This is a genomic window from Peterkaempfera podocarpi (assembly GCF_042466665.1).
GTDB lineage: Bacteria > Actinomycetota > Actinomycetes > Streptomycetales > Streptomycetaceae > Peterkaempfera > Peterkaempfera podocarpi.
The window spans coordinates 8,305,275-8,329,700 of sequence record NZ_CP162102.1 but is presented as its reverse complement, the minus strand read 5'-3'; the positions used below and the strand labels follow the sequence as shown (position 1 = coordinate 8,329,700).

Annotated in this window: 20 protein-coding genes and 1 pseudogene; 6 read left to right on the top strand and 15 right to left on the bottom strand. The window is 72.1% G+C overall.

The window, feature by feature from the left end; genetic code table 11:
* Positions 1-16: 16 nt before the first annotated feature.
* Positions 17-856 (top strand): M55 family metallopeptidase, encoded by an 840-nt coding sequence (locus AB0761_RS36335; protein ID WP_377273543.1) that lies wholly within the window; start codon positions 17-19, stop codon positions 854-856.
* Positions 857-931: 75 nt separating this feature from the next.
* Positions 932-1,861: an LD-carboxypeptidase gene (locus tag AB0761_RS36330; RefSeq protein WP_377273542.1), complete on the top strand. Its 930-nt coding sequence runs from the start codon at positions 932-934 to the stop codon at positions 1,859-1,861.
* Between the two features lie 217 nt (positions 1,862-2,078).
* Here the strand turns inward: AB0761_RS36330 and AB0761_RS36325 are convergent, their stop codons facing one another.
* Together AB0761_RS36325 and AB0761_RS36320 are read right to left on the bottom strand one after the other, a co-directional pair.
* Positions 2,079-3,707 carry an amidohydrolase family protein gene (locus tag AB0761_RS36325; protein ID WP_377273541.1) on the bottom strand — a complete coding sequence of 543 codons (1,629 nt, stop codon included), beginning with the start codon at positions 3,705-3,707 and terminating at the stop codon, positions 2,079-2,081.
* A 133-nt stretch (positions 3,708-3,840) separates the two neighbouring features.
* Entirely contained in the window at positions 3,841-5,268 is a 1,428-nt protein-coding gene (locus AB0761_RS36320) for a diaminopimelate decarboxylase (RefSeq protein WP_377273540.1), read from the bottom strand.
* Positions 5,269-5,413: 145 nt separating this feature from the next.
* Here AB0761_RS36320 and AB0761_RS36315 point away from each other — a divergent pair, with 145 nt between their 5' ends.
* Together AB0761_RS36315 and AB0761_RS36310 are read left to right on the top strand one after the other, a co-directional pair.
* Positions 5,414-6,439: an Lrp/AsnC family transcriptional regulator gene (locus AB0761_RS36315; protein ID WP_377273539.1), complete on the top strand. Its 1,026-nt coding sequence runs from the start codon at positions 5,414-5,416 to the stop codon at positions 6,437-6,439.
* A gap of 306 nt (positions 6,440-6,745) precedes the next feature.
* A complete protein-coding gene (locus tag AB0761_RS36310) occupies positions 6,746-7,468 on the top strand; it encodes a class I SAM-dependent methyltransferase (RefSeq protein WP_377273538.1) in 723 nt (240 codons plus the stop codon).
* Between the two features lie 47 nt (positions 7,469-7,515).
* On the opposite strand, the gene AB0761_RS36305 is transcribed toward AB0761_RS36310, so the two are convergent.
* From AB0761_RS36305 to AB0761_RS36290, 4 genes are all read right to left on the bottom strand, one after another.
* Positions 7,516-8,154, bottom strand: coding sequence for an RraA family protein (locus tag AB0761_RS36305; protein WP_377273537.1), 639 nt, complete (start codon positions 8,152-8,154; stop codon positions 7,516-7,518).
* Positions 8,155-8,410: 256 nt separating this feature from the next.
* Positions 8,411-9,172 carry an SDR family NAD(P)-dependent oxidoreductase gene (locus AB0761_RS36300; protein ID WP_377273536.1) on the bottom strand — a complete coding sequence of 254 codons (762 nt, stop codon included), beginning with the start codon at positions 9,170-9,172 and terminating at the stop codon, positions 8,411-8,413.
* Complete coding sequence (locus AB0761_RS36295; protein WP_377273535.1) at positions 9,169-9,600, bottom strand: VOC family protein; 432 nt, start codon at positions 9,598-9,600, stop codon at positions 9,169-9,171. The genes AB0761_RS36300 and AB0761_RS36295 overlap by 4 nt, the downstream gene beginning before the upstream one ends.
* Positions 9,601-9,737: 137 nt before the next feature.
* Positions 9,738-9,908 (bottom strand): hypothetical protein, encoded by a 171-nt coding sequence (locus tag AB0761_RS36290; RefSeq protein WP_377273534.1) that lies wholly within the window; start codon positions 9,906-9,908, stop codon positions 9,738-9,740.
* 1,010 nt (positions 9,909-10,918) lie between these two features.
* On the opposite strand from AB0761_RS36290, the gene AB0761_RS36285 reads away from it, so the two are divergent.
* Positions 10,919-12,166, top strand: a complete 1,248-nt coding sequence (locus AB0761_RS36285) for a ThuA domain-containing protein (protein WP_377273533.1) — start codon at positions 10,919-10,921, stop codon at positions 12,164-12,166.
* A 542-nt stretch (positions 12,167-12,708) separates the two neighbouring features.
* Positions 12,709-13,080, top strand: a complete 372-nt coding sequence (locus tag AB0761_RS36280; protein ID WP_377273532.1) for a hypothetical protein — start codon at positions 12,709-12,711, stop codon at positions 13,078-13,080.
* A gap of 291 nt (positions 13,081-13,371) precedes the next feature.
* On the opposite strand, the gene AB0761_RS36275 is transcribed toward AB0761_RS36280, so the two are convergent.
* From AB0761_RS36275 to AB0761_RS36235, 9 genes and pseudogenes are all read right to left on the bottom strand, one after another.
* The gene (locus AB0761_RS36275; protein ID WP_377273531.1) at positions 13,372-13,980 is read right to left on the bottom strand and encodes a DJ-1/PfpI family protein; all 609 of its coding nucleotides are present in this window, start codon (positions 13,978-13,980) and stop codon (positions 13,372-13,374) included.
* A 121-nt stretch (positions 13,981-14,101) separates the two neighbouring features.
* Positions 14,102-14,953, bottom strand: coding sequence for an HpcH/HpaI aldolase/citrate lyase family protein (locus AB0761_RS36270; RefSeq protein ID WP_377273530.1), 852 nt, complete (start codon positions 14,951-14,953; stop codon positions 14,102-14,104).
* Positions 14,950-16,176 (bottom strand): CaiB/BaiF CoA transferase family protein, encoded by a 1,227-nt coding sequence (locus AB0761_RS36265; RefSeq protein WP_377273529.1) that lies wholly within the window; start codon positions 16,174-16,176, stop codon positions 14,950-14,952. The genes AB0761_RS36270 and AB0761_RS36265 overlap by 4 nt, the downstream gene beginning before the upstream one ends.
* Positions 16,177-16,201: 25 nt before the next feature.
* Entirely contained in the window at positions 16,202-18,259 is a 2,058-nt protein-coding gene (locus AB0761_RS36260) for an SUMF1/EgtB/PvdO family nonheme iron enzyme (RefSeq protein ID WP_377273528.1), read from the bottom strand.
* Positions 18,256-19,643 (bottom strand): annotated as a pseudogene (locus AB0761_RS36255) (ADP-ribosylglycohydrolase family protein). Before AB0761_RS36255 ends, AB0761_RS36260 begins: the two are co-directional and overlap by 4 nt.
* Positions 19,643-20,788 (bottom strand): ADP-ribosylglycohydrolase family protein, encoded by a 1,146-nt coding sequence (locus AB0761_RS36250; protein ID WP_377273527.1) that lies wholly within the window; start codon positions 20,786-20,788, stop codon positions 19,643-19,645. The pseudogene AB0761_RS36255 and the gene AB0761_RS36250 overlap by 1 nt, the downstream one beginning before the upstream one ends.
* Positions 20,785-21,540, bottom strand: coding sequence for an ADP-ribosylglycohydrolase family protein (locus tag AB0761_RS36245; protein ID WP_377273526.1), 756 nt, complete (start codon positions 21,538-21,540; stop codon positions 20,785-20,787). The genes AB0761_RS36250 and AB0761_RS36245 overlap by 4 nt, the downstream gene beginning before the upstream one ends.
* Before the next feature lie 445 nt (positions 21,541-21,985).
* Complete coding sequence (locus AB0761_RS36240) at positions 21,986-23,044, bottom strand: ADP-ribosylglycohydrolase family protein (RefSeq protein WP_377273525.1); 1,059 nt, start codon at positions 23,042-23,044, stop codon at positions 21,986-21,988.
* Positions 23,044-24,339, bottom strand: a complete 1,296-nt coding sequence (locus AB0761_RS36235; RefSeq protein ID WP_377273524.1) for an ABC transporter substrate-binding protein — start codon at positions 24,337-24,339, stop codon at positions 23,044-23,046. The genes AB0761_RS36240 and AB0761_RS36235 overlap by 1 nt, the downstream gene beginning before the upstream one ends.
* Positions 24,340-24,426: the final 87 nt, after the last annotated feature.

Genomic DNA, 24,426 nt, shown 5'->3' with positions numbered 1-24,426 from the left:
CAAGGAGTCATCCCCGATGAAGGTCCTGATCTCGGCGGACATGGAGGGCGCCACCGGCGTCACCTTCCCCGACGACTGCGAGCCCGGCCACCAGCGCTGGGAGTACTGCCGACGCTTCCTCACCTCGGACGTCAACGCCGCCGTGGCCGGCTTCGCCGCCGCGGGAGCCACCGAGATCCTGGTGAACGAGGCCCACGCCGACCAGCGCAACCTGCTGCTGGACCAGCTGGATCCGCGGGCGGTGCTGCTCATCGGCACCCACAAGCCGCTGGGCATGATGGAGGGCATCGACCGGCAGCCGGACGCCGTGGCCTTTGTCGGCTACCACACGGGCGCCGGACAGCCGGGTGTGCTCGCCCACACCTATCTGCCCAACACCATCACCGCCGTACGGATCGACGGCCGCCCCGCCTCCGAGGGCCGGATGAACGCGATGCTGGCCGCCGAGTACGGAGTGCCGGTGGTCCTGGTCACCGGCGACGACCTCTGCTGCGCCGACGCCGAGGGCTGGGCGCCGGGCGCCGCCCTGGCCGAGGTCAAGACCTGCGTGGACCGCTACTCGGCCGTGTGCCTGCCGCCGGAGCTCAGCGCGGCCCGGATCACCGACGCCGCCGCACGCGGGCTCCGCGCGCTGCCGGAGGCCACGGGGCCGGCCGCTCCCCCCGCCGAGGGGTACACCTACGAGGTGTCCTTCGACGCGGCGCACCTCGCGCCCGCCGCCTGCTACATCCCCGGCGTCGAGCAGATCGATCCCCTCACGGTGCGCTACACCCTGCCCACCATGTACGAGGCGATCCGCTGCTTCCGGGCGCTGACCCGCGTCGTCACCTCGGCCGTGGAGAACTGCTACGGCTGAGCCGCCGCTGCGCTCGCCCTCCCACCCCGCATCGCCCCGCCACCCCCGCATCGCCCCGCCCTCCAGGAGAACCCTGTGCCACTGCAGCACCCGCCCGCGTTCGTCCGCCCCCCGGCACTGCGGCGCGGAGACCGCGTCGCCGTCACCGCCGCGAGCGGCCCGCCGAACCAGGACAACCTGGAGCGCGGACTGGAGGCGCTGCGCGGCCTGGGCCTGGTCCCGGACGTGCTCGCCTCCGCCCGGGCCGGCGGCGACTACCTCGCCGGTGACGACGCCCAGCGCGCCCGGGACCTCACCACCGCACTGACCGACCCGGCCTACTCCGCCGTGTTCCTCGCCTGCGGCGGCTACGGCGCGCAGCGCACCCTGGAACTCGTCGACTGGGACGCCGTCGGCTCGCCGCGGCCCCGCACCGTGCTCGGCTTCTCCGATGTCACCGCGCTCTGCGAGGCGCTGGCGGTCAAGCTCGGCTGGTCCTCGCTGTTCGCCCCCATGCCGGCGATCAGCGGCTTCGAGCCGGGCCGCCCGGGCTTCGACCGGCTCGCCAGGCTGCTCCTCCACCCCAAGGAGGTCACCGAGCTGGTCTTCCCCGACGCCAAGGCGCTGGTTCCCGGCACCGCCGAGGGCTTCACCCTGGGAGGCACCGCCACCCTGCTGGCCTGCTCGGTCGGCACGCCGACCTCCCTGCCGGCGCGCGGCGGCATCCTGCTGCTGGAGGACGTGGACGAGAAGCTGTTCCGGCTCGACCGCTTCCTCACCCAGCTGCGCCGCAGCGGCTACCTCGACGGCGTCGCCGGAATCGTCTGCGGCACCTTCACCGACTGCGGTGAGCGCGAGCAGGTGGAGGAGCTGCTGCGGGAGCGGCTGGGCGGCCTCGGTGTGCCGGTCCTGGCCGGCGCCGACATCGGCCACGGCGTGGAGATGCAGACCTTCCCGATCGGTGTACGCGCCCGTCTGGACGCCGACGCGGGCGTCCTGCACTTCCTGGAGCCGGTGCTCAGCTGAGGCCGCACGCCGGGCCCGCCGCCGCTGGTCGGCGGGCCCGCACCCGGACCGGGCGCTCCTCGGGCGTGTGACAGGGAAGGGCCCTGCCGCTTGCGGCAGGGCCCTTCCCTGTCACCGGCGCCGCAGGATGCGCCCGTCCACAACAGCGGCCGATCGAGTCGGCGTACCGGGCCCGAATTCCCACGCCCCCGACCGCGCGCCGCCGCCGTACGGGCAGTCAGCGGGGCGGCCGCGCAGGCCCGTCGGCCGCACCCGGGCGCCGCAGCACCTGCCCGGCCCGCACGGGCGTCGGCTGCCCCTGCCACAGCGCCGGCTCCCCCGCGACGATCACCGTGTGCACGCCCGCCGCATAGCGCGAGGGATCTGCGAAGGTCGCCCGGTCCACCACCTGCTCCGGGTCGAAAACGACCAGGTCGGCGATCCCGCCCGGGCGGATCGTGCCGCGGTCCGCGAGGCCCAGCCGGGCGGCGGGCAGTGCGGTCATCCGGCGCACCGCCTCAGGCAGGGCGAGCACCCCCCGCTCCCGCACATAGCGGGCGAGGACACGGGCGAAGGTGCCGAAGCTGCGCGGGTGCGGATGCCCCTCGGCCGGTGCCTGCAGCACCCAGCCGTCGCTGGCCACAGCGGTGTGCGGGTGGCGCAGCACCGCCTCGACATCCGCCTCGCCCATCGCGTGGTTGATGATGAACGCGTCCCCGCCGTGCTCCGCCAGCACGTCCAGCACCACCGAAGCCGGGTCGGTACCCCGGCCGCGGGCAACCTCGGCGATGCTGCGGCCCACGCTGCCCTCGTAGGGACCGGGCGTGAGCTGGGCCAGCACGACCTCTTCGGGCACGATCACCCGCCCCAGCGAGGAGTGCACCTCCGCGTGCAGCCAGGCCCGCTGACCGGGGTCGGCCAACCGCTCCAGCAGCGCGGGAGTACCGCCGTCCAGAGCCCAGCCGGGCAGCCGGGAGGTCAGCCTGGTGGAGGACGCGGTGTACGGGTAGACATCGGCGGCCACATCGATGCCCTCCCCCCGGGCTTCGTCGATCAGCCGCAGCGCCTCCCGCACCTTGCCGCGGTTGGCGTGTCCCATCGCCTTCAGATGGGAGATCTGAAGGCGTACCCCCGTGGCACGGGCCACTGCCAGCGACTCGGCGACGGCGTCGAGCAGTTCGTCGGCCTCGTTGCGCATATGGGTGGCATAGAGCAGCCCGTGCACGGCCGCCTCGGCGGCCAGTGCCTCGATCTCGGCCCGTTCCGCGAAGCGGCCGGGGGCGTACAGCAGGCCGGTGGACATGCCGAACACCCCGTGACGGGCGGCCTGTGCCAGCAGGCTGCGCATGGCCTCGACCTCGGCTGCCGAGGCGGCGCGCTGGTCATGGCCGACGACGGCCGCGCGCAGCGCGCCGTGGCCGACCAGCGGCGCGATGTGCACGGCGGGCCTTGCCGCGGTGACGGCTCGGGCGAACTGCCGGAGGTCGGGCCAGCTCTCGGCGGCCGGACGGCCGGTGGCCACCGGGAAGGGGGACATGCCGCAATTGCCGGTGACCAGCGTGGTCACCCCCTGGTGCAGGGCGCTCTCACAGCCGGGTGCCGACTTGACGCTGAAGTCGGCATGGGTGTGCAGATCGATGAAACCGGGTGCGACGGCCAGGCCGCGCGCGTCGACGGTGCACGCCCGAGGGAGGTGCGGCGCGCACCCGGGGGCGTACACGCCGACGATGCGGTCCCCCCGCACCACCACATCGGCCGCCCGAGCCGGCGCACCCGTCCCGTCGAGCAGCATGCCCCCGCTGACCAGCAGCTCCTTCGGGCAGTCGGCCGGGGCAGGCTGCCCCGAGCTGAGGTCCTTTGCGGCCACGAGGTGCTCCTGACAGGCGGTGGCGACATTGCGCGTGGAGGATCCGGGGGACGGCCGGGCGGGACGGCCGGAACGCCGGCCGTCCCGCGGTGCGCCGAGCGCACCGCGGGACCATTGTCGACCGGTGCGGTTCTCAGCCCGCCGGCGCCCCGCCCGCGCCCACGGGGCAGCCCGCCGGTGCGGCCAGGTCGAGCAGGGCGTCGGCGCAGGACGCACCGCTCTCGGCGAGCAGCTCGGCCAGCGACTGCGGCGGACGCACCGTCGCGAAGCGCACGCCGTTCTCCCCGACCGTGTAGCCGTGGATACCCGGGCGCAGCAGGCTGTTGTAGGACCAGGGGGTGGACACGTAGTAGCCACCGGTGTCGCAGAGCACCACGAGGTCGCCAGCCTCCAGTTCCGGCAGCGGACGCGCCTGGGCGACCAGGTCGCCCGCGAAGCAGCACGGCCCCGCCACGTCCTGCACCATCAGCGGTCCCGGCTTGGGGAGGCCGTGGGCGTCGCGGGCGAGCACCCGCAGCGGCCACGACTCGGGCATGAACACCGTGCGCGTGGCCAGGTGGGCGCCCGCGTGGGTGATGGCGATGCGCCGGCCGCCGGACTCCTTGGTGTACTCCACCACCGCGGCGATGAACCCGTGCTTGGCCACCACCGACCGGCCGAACTCGGTGACCAGGGAGTAGCGCCCGTCGAACAGCCCGGGTACCCGGGTGCGCAGCAGCCCGGCGTAGTCCGCGAAGGACGGGTGCACCTCGTCGTCCGCGAAGTTGACCGGCAGTCCGCCGCCGATGTCGATACTGGTGACCTGGGGACGGCCCGCCGCCCGGTTGATGTCCTCCGCGAGCCGGTAGGCGGCCTCCACGCCCTCGGCCATCAGGTCCAACGGGCAGCCCTGCGAGCCGACATGGACGTGCACGCGGGTCAGCCAGGGGTGGGCGGCGAACGCCGCCATCACACGCTCGCGGGCGCCCGGGTCACGCAGCGGGACTCCGAACTTCGAGTGCGCGGACGCGGTGCTCATGGCGCCGATGGAGCCTGCGCCCACCTGGGGGTTCACCCGCAGTCCTAGGACGCCGGCCGCCCGGCGGCCGCGGCGCTGCAGCAGGGCCGCCAGCCGTTCGACCTCCTGGAGGTTGTCGGCGTTGACGGCGACGCCGGCGTCCAGCGCGACCTCCAGTTCCTCCCAGGTCTTGGCCGGCGAGTCCAGCACGATGCGCTGCGGCTCCACGCCCGCCGCGAGCGCCTGCGCGAGCTCCCCCGGGCTGGCGACCTCACAGCCCATGCCGGCCTGCGCCAGTACCCGCAGGACCGGCACCAGCGAGGCGGCCTTCACCGCGAAGGTGTGCAGGACCGGCGCGGGGCCGGCAAAAGCGGCATGCAGATCGGCGACGCCCGCCAGGAGTGCGTCGATGTCCAGGAAGCCCGCCGCCGGGTTTCCCGCCCCGAGCAGACCGGCGCGCACGGCCTCGCGCAGCGCCAGATCCCGACGCTCGGCAGGACCCGGCACATGCACGCTGCCCGCACCGGGCCCAACGGCACCTACGGGCTTGTCGACTGGCTGCACAGGGTCCCTCCTGGTGGTTCTCTCGTACCTCGATGCACCTCCAGGGTCGGAGCACGCGCCCTCAGGACGGCCAGGACGCAGGAAACCGTCAGACGGCCCGACCCGCAGGCACACCACCGGCCGCATTGGTGAAAAGATCCGCTGCATGGTGCACGATTCCGTCGACGAGGCAGATCTGGAACTCATCCATGCGCTCCAGGTCGACCCCCGGGCCACCTGGACAACCCTCGGCAAGGTGCTGCGGGCTGCCCCGGTCACCGTGGCCCGGCGCTGGCAGCGGCTGCAGAACTCGGGCCTGGCCTGGGTGACCTGCGTCGCCGGCCCGGCCGCGCACGGCGACTTCTGCATGGCCTACGCCGAAATCGCATGCCACCCCGGGCGGCTCGCCGAGGTCAGCTCTGCCCTCGCCGCCGAGCCCGCCGTACGCTACGTCCACCATCTCACCGGAGACCACGGGCTGCTCGTGGTGTTCGCGCTGCCCAGCCCCGCCGCGGTCTCCGATCATGTGCACGCCCTCCTCGACCCGCTGCCGGGCGTGCGCGACTACCGGCTGCAAATCCGCACCACCGGCTTCCGCGAGCCGAGCCGGTGGCGGCTGCGCAGCCTGGAGCCCGCCCAGGAGAGCGAACTGCGGCCGACCGGCCCGGAGGACACCGCACGGGCCTCCGTCCGGCTCCAGCCGGGCGACCAAGTGCTGTACCGCCTGCTGCACGAGGACGGGCGGATGCCCTTTGCGGAGCTGGCCGAACGCGCGGGCATCAGCGAACCCACCGCGCGGCGCCGAGTCCGGCGGCTCCTGGACGACCGGGTGCTCCGGCTGCGGTGCGAAGTGGCGCAATCGGTCTCCGGTTGGCCGGCCACGTCCGTACTCTGGGCGACCGCACCCGCCGGGCACCTGGACGCCGTCGGCCGCGCCCTCGCCCTGCTGCCCGAGGTCCGGCTGTGCTGTGCGCTCACTGGCCCCCGGAACCTCCTGGTCATGGTCTGGCTCCGCAATGTCGGCGAGCTCCCCGCGTTCGAGGCCGCCGTAAGCCGCCGCTTCCAGGCGCTCACGGTCGTCGACCGCGCCGTCTGCCTGCACACCACCAAGCAGATGGGGCGCCTCCTGGACAGCGCGGGCCGCAGCATCGGCCTGGTCGAACCCGGCAGCTTCTTCCACGCCGGCCCCTGAACACCTCCACTCGGCCGGGCACCCGCACACCGCGGATCGCCCTGATAGCTGCCCGGGTGCGGCCGGGCGACCGTAGCCCAACCAGGAAGCGGCCGTCCGGGCCTTCGTCGACGCCGCCCTCGCCGCACAGGAGTGCCTCTCTGCTCCGGGCGCCGCCACGAGCAACCCCGGGACCGGCGCGGAACACCCGAGCGGGCATCCACGGCCGGCCACCGAGGCGGACCAACCCCTACTGTTTCCGTGGGATGGACCGGAAGGAAAACCGGTGGAGGCAACTGAGAGAACCCGGGTAGCGTCCAGGCTTTGATGACTGACTCCTGGGACACCATCGCCGACTGGTACGTGGAACTTCTGCGGGCCGGCTCGGCTCTGAACGACTTCAATCGTGACGCGCTACTCGACCACCTCCCCGACGCGCTGAGCGGCCGACATGTCCTCGATCTCGGGTGCGGCGAGGGGCTCATCACCCGTGCGGTGGCCGCCCGAGGGGCTTCTGTCACGGGTATCGATCCGTCGCAGCGCCTGATCGAACACGCGCGGAACGCCGGGACAGCCGGTCCCGGCACGGTGGTCTACACCGTCGACGACGGATGCGTCCTCGGCACGGTCGCCGACGACTCGGTCGACTGGGTGATTGCTGGGCTGTCCCTCAACCACGTGCCCGACCTCGATACCGCACTCACAGCTGTACGACGGGTGCTGAAGGGCAGGGGCTCGCTCGCCTTCAGTATCCCCCACCCCTGTTTCGAAGCGCCCTACGCCACCTGGACGCAGGTCACCGACGGTGCCGTCCGCCGGGTGGTCGGGCACTACCTCACCGAAGGCTTCTGGCGCTCGGACAACCCCCAGGCCGTCCGCCGGGCCGGCAACCAGCACCGGACGCTGTCCACATACCTGACCGCACTGCTGCGGCACGGCTTCGTCCTGGAAGCCGTCACCGAACCGGCACCAACCGTCCAGGTGGCGGCTCAACAACCACAGAGGGCCGGGCTGCCACCGTTCCTCGTCATCCGCGCCCGCCGCGCCTGACTGCAACCCGGTGCCGACCGCGCCCGTTCTACGGCAGACAGGATTCCTCAGCCCATGAATCCTCCGTCGCGCAGAAGCTTGTCGATGCGGGCGCGGTGGGCCTCCTCCCAGGTGTCGAGGGTTTCACCGGCCTCCTTGGCCAACTTGGCCAAGGAAGCGGTCAACACATCGCCCTGGCGGGCCGAGGGGACGACCACGACGCCCTCCTCGTCGGCCACCACGATGTCGTCGGCATTCACCCGCACTCCGCCGCAGCGCACCTCGACGTTGAGCGGCTCGACGACCTTCTTGGCACCGGGGATGGGGATCACTCCCCGGGCGAAGACGGGGAAGCCCATGTCACGGATCTCGGCGAGGTCGCGGATAAGCCCGTCCGCGACGAAAGCCACGACGCCCCGGCGCTGCGCGACGGCGCAGACGTTTCCGCCGGCCAGCGCGTAGTCAAGGTCTCCCGATTCGACGACGATGACCGAGCCCGGTTCGGCCCGGTGGATGGCGGCGTGCAGCATAAGGTTGTCGCCGGGAGGGCACCGTACGGTGAACGCAGGTCCGGCGATGCGGGGCACCGGCTGCCACAACGGGCGGATGCCGATGTCCATGACCTGCTCGCGGCCGAGGACATCGGCGAGAGTGGTGGTCGGAATGCCGGCGAACCCGACGGAGGCGGTTTCCGAGGCGTCAGCCATATCTCTCCCGTTCATCGTTGCTGTGGCTGCGGACGTGCGGCCGCGTCCTCTTCCGGGCTGTAGCAGTGCTGCTTCCAGGCGTCCCCGCCGTCCGGCGTCGACGGTACTGCGCGCTCTTCGCCCACATCCACCTGCGCAGCGGGAGGCGACGTGCACCGGTCGCCCCGTGTGCGAAGGCTTGGACCAGGCCGGCGCGGAGGTGCGGCGGTGAAGCCTGGCCGTCGCAGGGCAGTTGGCCGTTCGGGCTGGGGCAGCGTCAGGTACGCAGGTAGGAGGCGCCATTGAGGTCGAGGATCGTTCCCGAGGCCCATGTCGCCTCCGCTGAGGCGAGGTAGTGCACGGCGGCGGCGACTTCGTCCGGGGTGCCGACCCGGCCGAAGGGGCTCTGGCCGCGCAGTTCGTCCCCGCGAGGGCCGGCCAGTCGGGGCATCTGGCGTTCGGTGGCGATGAAACCGGGTGCCACCGCGGTGACGCTGATGCGGTGCGGAGCCAGTGCGACGGCCATGGACTGCCCGAACGCGTGCAGGGCGGCCTTGCTCGCTCCGTAGGCGGGATACTCCGGCTCGCCGCGAAACGCACCACGCGAGCCGACGTTGACGACGTGGCCGGCGGCCTTTCGGTCGATGAGGTGGCGGGCCACGGCCCAGGTGAGGTCTGCGGCGGCCAGGAGGTTGACGTCGATCATCCGGCGCCACATCGTGCGCCACACGTCGAGGGAGACGGTCGCGACGGGGTGCTGGGTGGCGGGAGACGTCGCCACGGCTGCGTTGTTGACCAGGACGTCCACCTGTCCCAGCCCTGCCACTGCCTCGCCCATCACCTGCTCGGCTGCTCCGGGGTCGCCCAGGTCGGCACCGATGAGTACATGGCCGGACCCGGGCAGCAGGGCAAGGGTTTCCTCGGCATCCTCGCGGCGGCTGGCGTACTGCACGGCCACGCGGTCGCCTGTTGCTGCGAAGGCCACGGCGACGGCCCGGCCGATGCCCCTCGATGCCCCGGTCACCAGGACGCCCCTCATCGGGCGAACACCGCCGACTCGTCCGTGAACGCCTTGAACTCCAGAGCGTTTCCGGCGGGGTCGCGCAGGAACATCGTCCACTGCTCCGCCGGCTCACCGGCGTAGCGCAGGTAGGGCTCGATGTCGAAACCGACTCCGGCGGCCCGCAGCCTGTCCGCCAGGTCGTGGAACCGTTCGCGGGTCAGCAGCAGACCGAAGTGCGGAACGGGCACGGAATGCTGTTCCACCAAACTGAACCCGGCCGGAACCGATGGCTTGGCAGCCAGGTGCGTCACCAGCTGGTGGCCGTCGAAGTCCCAGTCCACCCAGTGGTCGGTTGAACGTCCTTGTGCCAGGCCCAGGACCTGACCGTAGAAGCCGCGGGCGGCGGCCAGGTCGTCGACAGGAATCGCAAGATGAACAGCGGGGCGAACGGTCACGACGAACATCCCTTCCTCACAGAGTCACCCGCCTACCGCCTCGAAGCAGGCGGCGCCGTCCTGACCGGCGACGATCTCGCCCATGAAGTGGGGCGGGCCGGTCGGCACCGAGGCGGTCGGGCGGAGCCGACTGGTCGTGCAACCCGTCATCCGTACCCTATCGAGAAGAGGCGCTGGACCTGGCCGGGGAGCGGCGTCGCCGGCCAGGTCTTGTCCCCGTCCTGCGTACCGATCACCTCGTCGTGGTACCGGCAGGTGATGGAGGCCTGAGCGGGATCGTGCCGCTGCGGAGCGACCGACATGACAGTCCCGTTCACCCGGACCGTGTCGAAGCGTTTCCAGCTCTGGTCGGGCGTCAACGGTCTGTTCCGATGCCACTTTTCCGGCGCCGGTCGGCCTCACCTGCACGCGGCAGGCATAAGGCTTCCGGCCTGAGGTGGCCCCAGGTTCCGGTCTCAGCCCGCCCCATCACCGCATGCCCGTGAAACTCGACCCCTGCATCCCGCATCAACCGCCGGGGACGTACAGTGCCCGTCATGTACTTCCCAGGCTGGCGCCGATTCGGGTGGCGCTACATTGCGGGACCCGTGGCCCTGATCATTTGCCTCGCACTTGTCTACGCAACCGGACCTGCCTGGGCTGCCCACCAGGGCAGGGGGCGCGTCGGCACGTGGATCGCCACCCAGGTGCTGTGCAGCAACAATGGCTGCGGAGAAGTGGGTGACTTCCAGTCCGCTGACGGGGCGCAGCGCCGGGACCGGGTACAGATGGCGGGGGTGAAGAGCGCTCCGATCGGTTCGGCACTCGCCGCCGTGGACACGGGTGGGGAGGAGGTCTTCCCACCCGGTGATTCAGGCTGGTGGCATGACCCCGTGGGCGCGGCCGTCGCCGGCATCGTCGCCGTCGCATGGCTCTGGACATTCCCTGTACGGGTGCTGCGCCGACGCCGTGCACATCGGGCTTCTGCCTGAAAGGGTGGGTCCACCGCAACCGGGAACAACCTCGAACGCTCACAGCGCCCCGGTGGAGCCGGCCGAGGCCGGAAAAACAGGGCCGGATCGGACCGTTGACGCCACTGGCCGCCGTCCCGTCCTGGTGCCCTTCGTCCGCGTCCAGCGCTTCTTCTTCCAGGCCGTCGGCGAGGGCGCCGTCCAGGGGTGAGGACACGCCCGGCCCCGCCCGGGGCCGGCCCTCCTCCTCGCGGCTCCCGTGCGCGGGCGTCCTCCGAACACACGTGGTCTGAACCATTGACATGGACATAATTCACGCCTTGAATGCGGTGGGACCGGCGCACGTTGTCGTGCGTCGAGCACGAGGAGGGACCGGCATGTTCAAACCACTCCCTGCCCGCATCCGCTTTCGGACCCTGTCACGGCTGCTCGCGCTCCTTGCCGTGCTGCTCGGCGTTCTGGCAGGCCCGGCACACTCCGCGCAGGCGGCGCCCGCCTTCAAGGTGATCGCCTTCTACAACGGAACCTACGACGCCGCGCACATCAGCTTCGTCCACGAGGCCAACTCCTGGTTCCCCCAGGTTGCAGCGGAGAACGGCTTCTCGTACACCTCGACCACCGACTGGAACCAGCTCAACACCGCCAACCTGGCCGGCTACCAGGTGGTGATGTTCCTCGACGACTACCCCCACACCGCCGCGCAGCAGTCCGCGTTCCAGACCTACATGAACAACGGCGGCGGCTTCCTGGGCTTCCATGTCTCGGCCTTCAACACCGACAGCAGCGACTGGCCCTGGTACCACAACACCTTCCTGGGCACCGGCACCTTCCAGACCAACACCTGGGGGCCAACCGCCGAGACCCTGAGGATCGACGACCCCTCCCACCCGGCGACGGCGGGCCTGCCGGCCACCATCACCTCCTCGGTCAGCGAGTGGTACAGCTGGCAGTACGACCTGCGGCAGAACCCGGCCATCGACATCCTCGCCTCGATGGACTCCTCCACCTTCCCGGTGGGCACGGACCCCAACCAGTCCTGGTACAGCGGCTACTACCCGATCGTCTGGTCCAATCGGAACTACAAGATGATCTACGCCAACTTCGGCCACAACGCCATGGACTACTCCACCAACACCACCCTGTCCTCCACCTTCGGCAGCGCCCAGCAGAACCAACTGCTCCTCCAGGGGCTGCGCTGGCTCGGCGGGCAGTCCGGTCCCGTCACCCCGCCGCCCACCGGATCCACCGGATCCATCCACGGCTACGGCGGCAAGTGCGTGGACATCGCGGGCGCCAACAGCGCCAACGGCACGGCGGTGCAGCTCTACGACTGCAACGGGACCGGTGCACAGAACTGGACGGTGGCCTCCGACGGCACCCTGCGGGCCCTCGGCAAGTGCATGGACATCACTGCCGCAGGCACCACCAACGGTACCCAGATCCAGCTCTACGACTGCAACGGCACCGGCGCCCAGAAGTGGCAGCCCGGCGCGTCGGGCTCCCTGGTGAACCCGCAGTCCGGCAAGTGCCTGGACGCCACCGGTCCCAGCTCCGCCAATGGCACCCGGCTGCAGATCTGGTCGTGCACCGGAGCCGCCAACCAGAGCTGGACACTGCCCTCCTGACAAGCCCTACCGGCAGAACCGCTCCCCTCTCCCGGAGTCCTTGCCCGGCCGCCAACTGCGGCCGGGCTGGACGCGGTTGCCGAGCCATCCCTTGACCTCGGTGTCGACGCCGATCAACGGCCGCCCGTCGAGGATGGCACCGGCCGTGTAGTTGAGGAGGCATCACTGCCCACATGATCACCGATCAATACAGGGCGTTGCCGAGAGTTCCCCGAGCCGCTGTCGCCATGCATTCCGGTGCCTGAAGATCCGTTCCAGGGACAGAGGCCCGAGCCGGCCGCTCGGATCCGCCGTAGCGAGAACGCTCTGGACGCCCCCGGTGATCGCGCACGGAAGCCTCGATGGCCTCAACGAGGCGTCGATGCGGCGGAGTTGCAGGACAGGACGCCGACCATGCCCACCTCGGAGCTCCCGGCAAGCACTCGGATCGCGGTTCGGATTCGAGCGGCGCACAGGTGCATCCGGGGTCCTCTCGCCAGCGGCAGCGAGCCTTATCTCTTACAGCATTGACAAACTTAACGGCATCCCTAACCATGACATACATGTCAGACATCACTGAGCGCGCCGCACGCCGCCTCCTGATCGACTACACCCTCGAGATGGCCCTGTCCGACGAGGATCCCGCCCAGATCGTGGGTCGCACCGTGACCGAGGACGCGATCTGGGTAACCGACGGCACCGAACTCACCCACGACCAGCTGATCGCACACGCGGCCCCTGCCCGCAAGAACGTCACCGACGTCCAGATGCGGATCGACGACCTCCTCGTGGACGGCCAACGATTCGCAGCACGCTGCTGCCTCACCTCGGAACACCGCAAGCTCGGCCACGTAGTGATCGACTGGCTCCTGATGGGCGAGGTCGCCGACGACGGACGAGTACGGCGCATCTACCAATTCGGCCGCACCGCTTGAGCATGCCGGGGCCGCGATGCTCGACGACCCCGGCGGGATGCGCGAGGTTGTGGCGGCGCATGCGCGTCTGCCCCCATGGGCTGTCGCCTCGCAGTCGCTGGTTCGCCGCCAAGGACAGCTTGACCCCGTAGAGGCGGACCCGGCCGCAGTTCCTCGGCCCGATCGGCACGGGTCTGCCCATCCTCAGGGATCCGCTTCATCTCCTGTCTCGGCTGAAGTTCGCAGGTCAGCAGAGGGTCAAGCCGCCTGGGGTCGCCTCGTCGCCATCGCTGCAGGCGGCCCCGGACGGCACTAGCGCACTGCCACCTCGCCCGCGTGGACGGCACGCAAGGCGCGCTCGACGGTCTCCTGGTTCTCGCCGACCGGAGCCACATAGCCGATGACGTCGCGTGCGGCGTCCTGCCCGAGCATGCGGGTGATCACCCACGTGGCGAGATACTGGGATGCCAGGCAGCCGCCCGCCGTGGCGATGTTCCCCTCGGCGTGGAACGGCGCGTCCAGCACGGTGACACCGCACGCTTCGACGAAGGGCCGGCTCGTCATGTCCGTGCAGGCCGGCACGCCCTCCAGCAGCCCGAGGCGCGCCAGCACCAGCGCACCGGAACACTGCGAACCGACCAGCTGTCGCGAAGGGTCGAGCGGCAGCATGGAGAGCACCCGGGCATCGGCGACCACGTCGCGTGTCTTCACCCCGCTGCCGATCAGCACGACGTCGGCCTCGGTCACGAACTCCATCGGGCGCTGCCCGGTCACCTCGACGCCGTTCATCGAGGTGACCACTGGTGTCGGCGTCGTGATGAAGGCCTCCAGGCCGTCCTTGCGGCACCGGTTGATCAGCGCGGAGGCGATGAAGCTGTCGAGCTCGTTGAACCCGTCGAAGGTGACCACGGCTACCTGCATCACAACTCCTCCTGAGTACGGCATCGGCTCCCCAGTGTGACCGGCGCGCCGTTCCGGGGTGAGCTTGCCAGGCCCAGCTCACCGAGACTGTGACGGCGCCGGTACATTTCGCGCTCCGCTGTCAGGCCGCGGAGCGTTCGGCGAGCGCCAGGATGCGGCGGGCTCCCTCGACGACCGCCGGGTCGACGAAACGGCCGTCCGGAAGCGCGAGGGCGCCGGGGACGGCCTGCGCCGCCGCCACCACCTCGGCGGCCCGTTCGATCTCCTGAGCCGTCGGCAGGTATGCCCGGACGATGGTCTCCAACTGGCGGGGATGGAGAGCCGCACGGCCGAACATCCCCAGGGTGCGTCCGCGCTCGCAGGAGCGGGCGAGGCCGTCCAGGTCCCGGACGTCGGTGAAGACCGACTGTGCGGGTGACGGCAGGCCCGCGGCGCGGGCTGCGACCACGAGCCGGGAGCGGCACCAGTCGAGTCCGGGTTCGGGCCGGACGCCGAGGTCCGCTCCGAGGTCCGCCTCGCCGAGTGCGATGCCCGCGATCGCGGGATGCGCCGTGGCGATGGCGAAGGCGTTCTCCACGCCCAACGCGGACTCCAGCAGCGGATACAGACCCACCGGCGGCAGAGCGCCCCGCACATCGGCCACAAGAGCGGCCACCTTGCCCGCCTCGCCCGGATCGGTGATCTTGGGCAGCCGAAGGCCGGAGACGCCGGGGAGGCCGGCCACCGCCTGCACATCCGCCTCTCCGAACGGGCCGTCAAGGGCGTTGACCCGGACATGGACCAGACCGTGGCCCGGCTCGGAGAACAGGTCCGCAACGGCGTCCCGGGCGTATGCCTTGCGGTCGGCGGCAACCGCGTCCTCCAGGTCGACGATCACCACATCGCTGCCGGCGCCGAGTGCCTTCCGGACCACCTCGGGCCGGTCGCCCGGCACATACAGCCAGGTGAGCAGAGGAGCCGATGCCGCGGTCACAGCACACCCCTGCTGCGCAGCGAGGCGATCTCCTCGGCGTCCATCCCCAGTCTGCCCAGGATTTCGTCCGTGTCGGCGCCGTGGCGGCGCCCGGCCCAGCGGATGCCGCCCGGGGTGTCGGACAGGCGGAAGAGCACGTTCTGCATCCGGACGGAGCCGAGCTCGTCGTCCTTGACCTCGGCGATCGAGCCGAGCGCCGCGTACTGCGGGTCCTGCATCACATCCGCCGTGTCATAGATGGGTGCCACGGCCGCCTCGGCGGCCTCGAACGCGGCCACCACCTCGTCCCTCGACCGTTGGGCGACCCAGGAGCCGACCGCTTCGTCGAGCTCGTCGGCGTGCTCCGCGCGGGTGGCGCCGGTGGCGAACCACTCCTCCTCGATCAGTTCCGGGCGCCCGACCAGGCGCATCACCCGCTCGGCGATGTTCTGGGAGGACGTGGAGACCGCCACCCAGCGGTCGTCACTGGTGCGGTAGGTGTTGCGGGGGGCGTTGTTGGCGGAGCGGTTGCCCGTGCGGGGCTGGAGGTAGCCGAGCTGGTCGTACCAGATCGGCTGGGGGCCCAGCACGGTGAGGATGGGTTCGATGATGGCCATGTCGATCACCTGGCCCGCGCCGGTGTGCTCGCGTCCGGCGAGGGCTGTCATCACGGCGTAGGCCGTGGTGAGCGCCGCGATGGAGTCCGCAAGGCCGAAGGGGGGCAGCGTCGGCGCTCCGTCCGGCTCACCGGTGATGGCCGCGAACCCGCTCATCGCCTCGGCCAGGGTGCCGAACCCGGGGCGCCGGCTGTACGGGCCGAACTGGCCGAAGCCCGTGACCCTCGCCAGCACCAGCCCGGGGTTGGCGGCGGAGAGCCGGTCGTAGCCGAGGTTCCAGCGCTCCAGGGTGCCGGGGCGGAAGTTCTCGATCACGACGTCGGCGGTGGCCGCGAGACGGACGAGCACGTCCTGTCCGTCCTTGGTCGACAGGTCCAGCGTGATGGCCGACTTGTTGCGGCCCAGCAGTTTCCACCACAGTCCCACGCCGTCCTTGCTGGGTCCGTGGCCTCGTGAGGGGTCGGGGCGCTTGGGGTGCTCGATCTTGATCACTTCGGCGCCGAAGTCGCCCAGCAGGGTGGCGGCGAGCGGGCCTGCGAACAGGGTCGCCAGGTCCAGGACGCGCAGTCCGGCGAGCGGGCCGGGGCCGTTGGTCTGGGATGCCGAAGTCGTCTCTGTGGTACTCACGATCGGTAGTCCTCGCAAAGGTGTGTCATGACGTCGGTGACGCTTGGTGCGGCTCGGTCCGGGGAGCAGGGTGCTCGACCAGATCCGCGGCGCAGCGGAAGCCCACCGTGGTGAAGCGGTCCAGTCCCGCAGCGGGCAGCGGGAGCGGAAGTTCGTAGCCGGCCGGGCGGGGGCCGCCGGGCGCATACCATTCGGAGCCCTGGGTCCGGTGGGCCGCGCCGCCCTTGAGCACCGCGCTGCGGGTGCGGCCGTCGCTGCTCTCGCTCTCGGTCCAGTTCCAGACCAGCGGGTCGGCGCGGCTCAGGAGGCCGTTCTCCGCGGCGGCCTGCCACTCGGCGGGGGTGGGCAGCCGCAGTCCGGCCCAGCGGGCGTAGGCGCGTGCGTCATCGAGGTCGACACAGACCACGGGCCGTGTCTCCGTGTCCGCGGAGGGCAGGCTGCCACGCCAGTGGGCGAGGAACCCCTCGCTGCGGACCGGTGTGTAGCCGGTGGCCTGGAGGAACGCGGCGTACTGCGCGTTCGTCACCTCGTGCACCGCGATCGCGAAGGACCCGAGCTGCACGGTGCGTTCGCTCTCGCTGTCCTGGTGGAGCAGGGGCGGCAGCGGCTTCCAGGCGTTGACGAAGGGCGCCTGGCCGGGCAGGCCGCATTCGCGTACCTGGTGGACCGTGCGCTGCACGACCGTTCCCCCGGGAACAGCCGCGGTCCCGACGGGCGGGCGCGTGTGCGGTGCGTAGGGCACGGGGGTGCGCAGCAGCGGCGCGGTGGGGAAGGCGGTGTCGTCGCTCCAGCCGCGGGCGGTGGTGCGGGCGTGGGCCAGCAGTGCGCGGAATTGCGGGGCGTCGGCCTCGTCGGGGGGCAGCGCGACGACGCAGGCCACGCCGTCGCGCGGCAGGGTTCCCACCAGGTCGTCGCCGAGTGGTGTCCCGGCGACGGCGTCGTACCAGCGCAGGGCCGGGTCGGCGGTCCGGTCGAGGAGCGGGCCCTGGTACGGGGCGCCGGTGCGGTTGGCCACGGTCCACACGGTCGTGGTGCCGAGGGTGAAGCGGGCCGCGGGCAGCCGGGGTGAGGCGCTGTCGGCCAGGGGCTGCCAGTCGCCGCTGGTGAAGTGCTCCGCGAAGTGGCGGCGGGCCGGCAGCAGGGCGCGCAGCAGCGACCGGTCGCGGTCGTTCCAGGTGACCCGGGCGCCGAAGACGTTCTCCCAGATGAGGACGCCTGATCCGGAGAGCCAGGCGGAGTGCAGTTCCCCGGCGTGGTCGCGGTGCCAGCGGCGGGTCTGGTGGGTCATGTGCCTGGGTTCGTACCAGCGGGCGCGGGGGACGCCCGGAACCTCGCTGTCCGCCCACCACTGCGCCCAGGAGGCGAGGTGCACATCGATCCTGCTGGTGGGTACGGCCGACTCGGTCTCGAACACGGTGCCCGGGCGGGCCGCCTGGACGGCGGCCAGCAGCTGGTCGTCGCCGCCGCGCAGGGTGTCGAGGAAGACTCCGTCGAGGTCGAGCCGGGCCACCAACTCCGCCAGCAGCTTGGCGTGTTCCGCCGGATCCTCGTACCCGGTCCCGGTGTCCCACGGGTTGTAGGGCGCCAGGACCCGCACGCCCCGGGTGTGCAGTGCGCGGACGAGGTCCGGCAGGTCGGGCACGGCGGTGAAGCACGCGAACTGGTCCCGGCCGTCGACCCCGAGGAACGGGTAGCCGTTCCACAGCACCACGGCGTCGAAGCCGCCGAAGTCGCGCTCGCCGGCGTCGAGGAAGGCATCCGGCGTGAAGGCGCCGGACCGGCGGTCGTAGAGGGTCTCGTCCCACAGCCAGGCCACGCACATGGAGACCGCGTGCGCCGCCCAGGACGCCTGGGGCGCCAGGTAGTGGGCGGGGTCGTACCGCAGGCGGTCGCGGGCCTCGCGGCGCCATCGGGTGAGGGCGTCGCGCCAGGCCGGCCAGTCGGCGGGGTCGTCGGGCGCCGCGAGGATCTTGCCTGCGTCCAGGGCGGAGAGGTCGGCGCCGCCCTGGAGGGGTACGGGGGTGGGGAGGTCGAGTGTCCGGGGGTGCGTCAGCCGGGAGGCGGTCCCGGGGCCGCCGCTCACCGCGGCTCGCCTGTCGCGTGGCGGACCTGCGGCAGGGTGCGGCGGGCCAGGTCGTCGAAGCCGATGCCGTCGAAGCCGGCCACGGTGGTGGCGAGCCGGTTGCGCAGCGGTGCGGTCCACCTCTCGGGCAGGGCGGCAGCTCCGGCGAGCATCCCGGTGATCGCACCGACGGTGGCGCCGTTGGAGTCGGTGTCGCAGCCGCCCGCGACGACGCGGGTGACCGACCCGGCGAAGTCGCCGCGTCCATGGACCAGCGCGGCCGCGACGAGCGCGGCGTTCGGCAGGACGTGCACCCAGTGGTGCGCGCCGAGTTCGGCCTCGATGCGGTCCACGACCTTCTCCCAGTGCTCCTCCTCGCCGGCGGCCTGCACGGCCAGGCGTACGGCACCGGCGAGCCGGGAGGCCGGAGGTACGACGCTCAGTCCGACGGCGACGCACCCGCCGGGTCGTCGAGCACCGCGGCGGCGGCCGAGGCCGCGGCGACGAACATCGCACCGTAGCGGCCGTTGGCGGTGTGGCTGAGCGCTGCGTCGCGCCATGCGGCGCGGGCGGCGTCACCGGGCCTGCCGGGGTTGGTCCAGCCGAACAGGTCGGCGCGGATCTGCGCGCCGATCCACTCGCGGAAGGGGTTGCGGCGGCGGGCGGTCCTCTCGGGCTCGATGCCTTCGAGGAGGTTGCGGTAGGCGACGCGCTCTGCGGTGAAGGTCCGCCCGGCCGGGAGTTCGTCGAGCCACAGCTGGCCGACGTCCGCGGTGGTGAACCGGTCGCCGTACCGCTCCAGGAGGAGCAGCGCGAGCAGCGGGTAGTTGAGGTCGTCGTCCTCGGGCATCCCGTCGATGTTCTCGGCGAGGCTGGTCGGTGCGCTGCGGCGGTTCCACGGCCAGCGGGCGGCGATCTCCTCGGGCAGGCCGACGGCGGTGAAGTAGCCCGCCAGCGGCCAGTTGCCGGTGGCCTGTGCGATCTCCCGGATGCCGGTCCGGGGGATCTTCTCCACCGGCTTGCCGAGCAGACAGCCCGCGGCCCGGCCCAGCCAGGCACCGTGCAACCGGTCCAGGTACGGCGGGCGTCCGGCGGCCGGCGCGTCCAGCGTTTCCGTCCATGCGGGACAGGCGGCCTCGATCGCGGCGAGGTCGTCGGGTTCCTCGGCTGCCCGCGGCGCGGGCATGGCGTCGAGTTCGTCCAGCAGCTCCTCGGCGAGGGCGCGCAGCCCAGGTCCGGCGGGGTGGTCGGAGGCGCCCTTGCGGCTCGGGGCGGCGGCGCCTCCGGCGGCGGTCCACCGGCGGGCGACGCCGGAGACGTCACGGCCGTCCTCGGCGGCCTGCCGCAGTTCATGGCCGACGAGGTCTTCCGGCTGTACCCAGGAGAGCCTCAGCAGGGCGGGCATCAGCGTTCCCCGGTCAGGGCCGAGAACGCCGCCGCGTGGGCGGCCTGGCGCCGGCGGTCCTGGGCGAACACATCGGCGGCGACGGCGGCCATCAGGGTTCCGGGGGCGTCCAGGTCGAGCCTGCTGGCCTCGGCCACCGGTTCGGCCCACTCGGCGGGCACGGAGGCGCGGCCGTGCAGGGCTCCGGCGATGGCTCCGGCCATGGTGGCGATGGAGTCGCAGTCCCGGCCGTAGTTGACCGCGCCGAGCACCGCCTCACGCAGGTCGCCGCCGGTGGCCACCAGCATGCCCAGGGAGACGGGCAGTTCCTCGATGGAGTGGAGGCGGCTGGGCCGTCGGGCACCCAGGCTCGGCTGGCGGTAGGTGTCGCCGACGGTGTCGTAGGGGCGGACCGCCTCCCGCAGCGGGGCGATGGCGTCCTCCCAGCCGTCGTGTCCGGCCGCGACGTCGCACACGGCCTCGATGGCGGTGCGGGTGCCGTCCTTGGCGAGCCGCAGGCACGCGGTGACCACGGAGTCGACGTCCGCGCCGGGGACGCAGGCGGCGGCGACGGCGGCGGCGAAGACGGCGGCGGCCTCGCGTCCGTAGGACGACTGGTGGGCCCCGGCGACCTCGATCGCCTCCGCGTAGGCGGCGTCCGGGTTGCCGGCGTTGGCCAGGCCGACGGGGGCCATGTACATCGCGGCCCCGCAGTTGACGATGTTGCCGACGCCGGCCTCGCGCGGGTCGACGTGGCCGTAGTGCAGCCGGGCGACGATCCACTTCTCGGCGAGGAAGATCCGCTGCAGCGGCAGTGCCTCCGCCTGCAGTTCGGGGATCCACTGGGGCCGGGTCATCAGCTCGGGCACGAGGTGGTCGGCGACGGCGTAGGCGTCGAGGTGGTCACGGACCTTGTCGTAGACGCGGACGAGCGCATGGGTCATCAGGGTGTCGTCGGTGACGTGCCCGTCGCCCTTGTGGTACGGCGCGATGGGCCGCGCTGTGCGCCAGTCCTCGTAGTAGGGGGAGACGATGCCGCGCACGGGTCCTCCCCAGCGCTCGCGGATCTGCTCCGGGGTCCAGCCTTCGGCCGGGCCGCCCAGGGCGTCACCCACCGCCGCTCCGACCAGGCAGCCGCGTGCACGGTCCTCCAGAGGCGTGGTCATGCTGTGTCCAATCTGGTGTTCTGCTCGACCGCCGGGAGGGCGCCGGGCGTATGGGTGTGGGTGCGGACCGCCGGGCCCGCTGCGAACGCCGCGAAGTCGGATGCCGTCTCGCCGACGCTGTAGCCCCCGAGTGAGGGGTGGGCGCAGCCGAGCAGGATGTCGCAGGCATCGACCCAGTCGTGAGGGAGAGCCGCGATGCCGCTGAGGGCACCGGTGAGCGCGCCGGTGAGCGCGGGGGCGGAGTCGGCGATCCGGGAGAGGCTGGCCGCCGCAGGGACGGCGGCGGCGATGTCCCCGTCGGCCGCCAGGGTCAGCGCCAGCGCGACCGGCACGGTCTCGGCCGCCGCCACCCCGTAGCTGTAGACGTGGTCGATGATCTGCTGCTCCAGCCGGGGGACGGCCGCGAAGGCCGCCCGGTGGCCGGGGCCGCCGGCCCAGTGGATCGCCCTGCGGGCGATGTCCAGGGCGGCGGCCGCGTTGCGGCCGGCCTCGGAGTGGCCGGGGAGTTCTGCGACGGCCGCGGACACCGCTGCCTCGGTTCCGGCGTTCCCCAGCGCCGCCGCGACGGCCGCGGCGATCGCCCGGGCGCCGTACACCCCGTCACCGTCCTGGGTGTAGCGGGCATCCAGTTCGGCGAGTGCGGCGGCCCCCGCTGCGTCGCCCGGGCGCAGCGCGGCCAGGACGACGGAGCGCGCGCAGGCCGCGTCGTCGAAGAAGTGCGGATTGTCGTGGCCGCTGACGGGCGGGCGCATGCCCGCGGCGAGGTTGGCGAGGGCGGAGTGGACGGAGATCCTTGCGCGCAGTTGCTGGTTGGGGGGACCGGCTCCTCGGGGTAGGTCTGCGCTGCGAGGCGCAGCCAGGCGGTGTCGAGGGCTGCGGCGACGGCGGTGTCGGTGGTGCCGTCTGCGGCCATGACGGCGTGAGCGGTCCATACGGCCCACTCCGCGTCGTCGGAGGGGCCCAGGGCGAGCGGGGCCGGCGAGACGTTCAGGGCGAGCGGGACCGGCAGCGCAGTCGTGGCGTGTGTCTCCGCGAAGCGGTCGAGCTCACCGGTCAGCCGGCGGGTCCACGGGGGCAGCACGGCCGAGCGATGCCGGGCCGCGGGCCAGCCGGCGGCGTCGCCGACGGCCAGGCCGAACAGGGCGGCGTGCACCCGCCCGCCGGTGACGGTGGCCGGGACGGGCCCGGTCGTCTGGGTCATCGGGTACCTCCGATCTGCGCCGCCGGTTCGGCGGCCTGCCGCAGTGCGTCGGCGACCTCCAGCACGTGACGGCCTCTCACCCAGGCCAGACAGCTGCCGCCGGCCGGCCCGATGGCCGACCGCCAGGCCGCGGGGATGGCATCGGCTCCGCTGAGGGCTCCGGCCACGGCGCCTGCCACGGCGGCTGTGGTGTCGGCGTCCCGGCCCATGTTGACCGCGGTCAGCACGGCCGTGCGGAAGTCCCCGTCCGCCGCGGCGAGCGCGCCGAACGCGAGGCCGACCGCTTCGGGGGCGAGGTCGGTCCAGGGGTAGCCGCGGACCACGGCCGCCCGGCGGATGGCGCGTTCCACGGCCTCCCGGCCCTGCGGTGTCGTGGCGTCCGAGGCGTGTCTCTCCTCGCGTACGGCAGCCAGGGCGCGGGCCAGGGTGCGGGCCGTCCAGGAGTCCTCCGGAACGACGGCGAACGCGGCGTCCACGGCGGTGTCGAGATCCGCCCCGGCCACAGCGACGGCCACGGCGGCGGCCACGGCCATGCCGCCGTAGATGCCTTCGCCCTCGTGGCTGACCGACCCGTCCACGGCGATCAGCCGCGCCGCCTCGAGGGGGTCGCCGGCCGCGAAGACGCCGAACGGCGCCGCCCGCATGACCAGTCCGTCGCTCCAGGCGTGGCGGTGCTGTGCGGACTGCGGGGCGGTGAGGCCGCGCCGCAGATTCTCCACGGTGCTGCGCTCGCTGAATCCGGCACCTCTGAAGGGCCCTTCGGCGCCGTTGGCGATCCGGGACCGCCAGGCGTCCTCCACCTGGGCGGGGGTGAGCTGGTGGCCGTGCTCGATGAGCAGCAGTGCGCTGAAGATCGTGTACTCGGTGTCGTCGGTGCCTGCGGGCTCGTCGAGGACAAAGCCTTCGACGCGCCCCCAGCGGGCCTTGATCTCCTCGGGGGTGAGGTTCTCCGCGGGGGCCCCCAGGGCGTCGCCGACGGCGAGCCCCAGGAGGGCCCCGCGGGCCCGGTCGAGCGTGGGTGCTCCCGGGGGGACCGGGATGGTGCTGAGGTTCATCAACGGTTCTGTGCCAGCACGTCGTTGCCGTCCTTGACGAGCTTCTGGCTGAGCTGCTCAAGGGTGATCTTGCCGCTGTAGTACTGCTGGAAGGCAGGGGTCGCGATCTTGTCCTTCCACTCGGGGTAGCCGTTGACGGCCTGCGCCGGCTCGGCGACCAGGTCCTTCTGCATCCCGGTGCCGGTCTTCCAGTCGTCCTGGGTGGTGGTGAGCGCCGGATCCTTGGCCGCCTGGGCGCTGGTGGGCAGCATCCAGTCGCCGCGGGCGAGCGTGGCCTGGTGCGCCGGGTTGAGCAGGAACGCCAGGAACTGCATCGACTCCTGCTGGTGGCCGCTGGTGGCCGCAACGGACAGCGTCTGGGGGCTGACTCCCTGGTCGGCGGTGGTACCCACCGGCGCGGGAAGGGCGACCCAGTCGAAGCCCTTGGGCGCCTGCTGGGCGACCTGCTGGCGGTAGGACATGCCGAGCGGCACCATCGCGTACTGGCCGGCGAAGAATCCGGGCAGTACGTCGGATCCGCTCAGGCCGAGGGCCTGGGGCGCGGCCGAGTGGTCGACGTTGACCTCGTCGTGGATGTGCTGGGGCACGGCCTGCTCGGCCGCGTCGAACTTGACCGTGGCCTTGTCGCCGTCCTTGTAGAGGTACTGGCCGCCGTATCCCATGGACAGGTTGAGCGTGGCGCTGACCGGGGACTTCATGGCCCAGGCGACGCCGTACGAGGTCTTGCCGGCCGTGGTGTGCGTCAGCTTCTTGGCCGCCGCGTCGAACTGGTCCCAGGTCCAGGGGTGGTCGGCGGAGGGCAGGGACACTCCGGCCTGCTGGAGCAGCTTGCGGTTGGCGATGACCATCCGCGGCTCCTGGAGGAAGGGGACTCCGTAGATGCCCTTGCCGAAGGTGGTGGTGCCCCAGGACTGAGCGGGGATGTCGCTCTTGAGGGACGCGGGGATCTTCCCGGAGATGTCGGCGAGGTAGCCCTGCTGGGCGAAGCCGACGATGTCGTCCGCGGCGTCCGCGATGATGTCCGGAGCGGTACCGCCCTCGAAGGAGGTCACCAGCTGGTCGTGGATGTTGTCCCAGCTGCCCTGCACATAGTCCACCTGGATCTTGGGATGGGACTTGTTCCACTCCGCGACCAGCTGCTTGTTCGCGGCAATGGACTCCGTCTGCCAGGCCAGGGAGAGGTACTTCAGGTGAACGGGGCCCGACGCCGAGGCGTGCGAGCCGCTTCCGCAACCGACGAGGCAGCTTGCGCCTGCGGCAGCGAGGGCCACGGCGGTGATGGTGATGCGGCGCATGACCGGTTTCTCCTGACGATGTGGTGGGGGGAGGACTCCCCCGGGGGTGGGTGGTGTGGGCCGCCCGGCGGCGGGATGCGCGGCGGC